2 protein-coding genes are annotated in these 2,249 nt (G+C 78.0%); one reads left to right on the top strand and one right to left on the bottom strand.

Going from position 1 to position 2,249, the window contains the following annotated elements; translation table 11 throughout:
- Positions 1-551 (top strand): phage shock envelope stress response protein PspM (gene pspM / locus DKT69_RS06385; protein WP_109800651.1); only part of this gene is annotated, 551 nt, incomplete at its 5' end.
- A gap of 18 nt (positions 552-569) precedes the next feature.
- Here pspM and DKT69_RS06380 read toward each other — a convergent pair.
- Positions 570-2,249: multicopper oxidase domain-containing protein (locus DKT69_RS06380; protein WP_148668967.1), on the bottom strand; the 1,680-nt coding region annotated here is incomplete at its 5' end.

The raw sequence follows: 2,249 nt of genomic DNA, 5'->3' as shown, positions 1-2,249 counted from the left end.
CGGCGCTCGACCCGGCCGAGGCTGCCGCCCGCGCCCGGGCCCGGCTGGTCGCCGCCGTCGAGCGGCTGCCCGTCGGGCCCGGCGTGCTGGCCGAGGTGCGCCGGGTGCGCTCCCGGCTGGCGCTGCGCGGCACCACGGCGGCCGAGGCGTGGGCCCGCCTGGACCGGGCCGCGCTGACCCTGGCCGGGATGACCGGCCGGTTGACCGGGCTGGCCGAGCCGGCGGTGCGGGAGGCGACCGCCGCCGACCGCTCGCTGCGGGACCTCGCCGAGCGGGTGGCCAGTGTGGAACGCGCGCTGCGGCTCGCCCCGGCCGAGGCCCGGGCGGCACTGGCCGAGGCGCACGGCACCCTGGTCGCCCAGCTTGACGCCGGGGTGTCCGCGTACGAGCGGCTGGTGGTGGCGGCGGCCGGCTACGTCGCCGAGGACGCCCGGCCGACCACCGAGCACCCCGCCGCCGCGCGGCTCACCGAGGCGACCGACCTCCTGCACGGGGTGGCCGCCGCGCTCGCCGAGCTGCGGACCGCCGGCACGCCCCTGCGCACCCCCTGACCCGGGCCGGAGGGCGGCTCACGCCGGGGTGGTGACCGGGATCGGGCCCGTCCAGGCGGAGGTGCCCACGACGTTGAACGACCGGATCCGGTAGTGGTAGGTGACGCCCCGGGCCAGCCCGGTGTTGGTGAAGCCCCGCCCGGTGACGGCGAAGGTGGCCAGCTCCTGGCCGAACCCCGGATCGAGCGCCCGCTGCACCACGAACCCCGACCCCGGCCCGGTGGGAGTGCTGGCCGACCAGCTCAGGATCACCGTCGCGGTGTCCGCCGTGGGGGCGGTGGCGGTGGCGCTCACCGTGCCCGGCGTCCCGGGCCGGGGCGGGGTGGACACGGTGGCGACCGTCGACCAGGGCGACGCCGCGCCGAGGTAGGTGGTGCGGACCCGGTAGTAGTACGTGGTGTCCGGGGCGACGGCCGGGTCGACGTGGTTGTCGCCGACCGCGATGGCGGTGGTGCCCGGCCCGCTGGTGAAGGTCGGATTGGTGGCCCGCTGCACGTCGACCCCGGTGGCGAACGAGCGGTTGGCCCAGCGCACCGCCACCCGCAGCGGCGCGGCCGGCGGGACCGCCGCGGTCAGCCGGGCCGGCGCGGTGAGCTGCACCGACGCCGGCACACTGTTCGACCAGGCCGAGCAGCTCACCGCGTTCTCCGCGCGGATCCGGTAGTGGTAGGTCACGCCCGGGGTGACTGTGGCGTCGGTGTACCGGGTGGCGCTGGCGGCCACGGTGATCTCGGTCAGCCCCGCGGTGAAGGTGGTGTCCGTGGCCCGTTGCAGCAGGTGGCTGGTGGCCGGCGGCCGGCTGCCATTGCCGGTCCAGGCCAGCGCGATCGCCGGCAGCGCGGTCGCCGAGCCGGGCGCCGGGGTGGCGGTCAGGCCGGTCGGCGCCTTCGGGGACACCCGCAGCACCAGCGGCCGACTCATGCCCTGGTCCCGCAGCCCCGCGGCCCGGCTGTGCCAGCGGTACTCCCAGCCCAGGTTGACCAGCTGGTTCACCACCGTGGCCGGCCGCCCGTCGAGCGGGCTGACCGGGGAGGCGTCGAGCCGGGCGCCGGCCGGCCGGGTCGGGTCGAGCAGCCGTACGCTGTCGCCGATCTTGAACGGCAGGGTGGGCGGCACCGGGCGCAGCGCCACGATCACGTCCTCCCGCGGGTTCACCCGGAAGGTCTCCTTCCAGCCCAGCTCGTTGGCGTCCGGCGGGCGGACCGTGCCGTCCCAGCCGACCCGGTTGACCAGTTGCACGTCGCAGCCCTCCACGTGCACCGGATGGGTCTGCGGGGCGTCGCCGACGATCCGCCAGAGCTGGGTGCCGTCGGCGGGGGCGCCCAGCGGCACGGCCGGGTCGGCCGCGAAGAGCACCTCGGTCGCCGGGTCGGCGGGACCGAGCGGCAGGGTGGCCGGGGTGAGCGGGCCCGACTGCGGGTGGCCGACGCCCAGCCGACCGACCGCGCGGCCGTGCCGGGGCTCGAAGACCTGCCCGACCGCCTTCACCGCGAGCGGGAGGGTGACCGGGGCGGCGGCGCCGGCCGGGGTGAAGGTGACCGAGGTGGCACGCGCCGGCACCTGCGTCTCCTGGGGCGTCCGGGTGCCGAACGCCGGGTCGTACGCCGGTTGCGGCACGATCGGCGGACGCTGGCTGGCCGCGTACGCGCCGGGGAGCCGCTCGGCGAGCCGGGCGAGGTCGTACCGGGGCGCCGGGGC

This window comes from Micromonospora sicca (assembly GCF_003172935.1).
GTDB lineage: Bacteria > Actinomycetota > Actinomycetes > Mycobacteriales > Micromonosporaceae > Micromonospora > Micromonospora sicca.
The sequence above is the reverse complement of the archived record's forward strand: the minus strand, read 5'-3'. Positions and strand labels throughout refer to the sequence as shown.